This is a genomic window from Mesorhizobium sp. M00.F.Ca.ET.216.01.1.1 (genome assembly GCF_004010325.2).
Classification (GTDB): domain Bacteria; phylum Pseudomonadota; class Alphaproteobacteria; order Rhizobiales; family Rhizobiaceae; genus Mesorhizobium.
The window spans coordinates 1-387 of record NZ_SADR02000195.1 but is presented as its reverse complement, the minus strand read 5'-3'; the positions used below and the strand labels follow the sequence as shown (position 1 = coordinate 387).

At 67.7% G+C, this 387-nt stretch carries 1 protein-coding gene; it reads left to right on the top strand.

From position 1 onward, the window contains the following. Window positions 1-387 (top strand): RNA 2',3'-cyclic phosphodiesterase (thpR, locus tag EN859_RS35690; RefSeq protein WP_135913635.1); only part of this gene is annotated, 387 nt, incomplete at both ends.

Below are 387 nucleotides of genomic sequence, written 5' to 3'. Positions count from 1 at the left end.
GCGGGTTGCCCGGGGCGCGCTGGATCGATGTCGAAAACTACCATCTGACCTTGCGCTTCATCGGCGATGTCGAAGGCCATGTCGCCGACGAGATCGCCAACGCGCTGGACCGGGTGCACCGCCCGTCCTTCTCGCTGACGCTGTCGGGTGTCGGCGCTTTCGGCCAGAAGAAGCCGCACGCCGTGTGGGCCGGCGTCGCCCCATCACCGGATCTGAGCGCCCTGCAGGGCGAGATCGACCGCATCTGCCAGCGGCTCGGCCTGCCGGCGGATCCACGCAAATTCTCGCCGCATGTGACGCTGGCGCGCCTGCGCAATGCGAGCCCGCTCGATGTCGCGCAATATCTTTCGGCGCGCGGCAATTTCGCCGCACTTCCCTTCCGCGTCG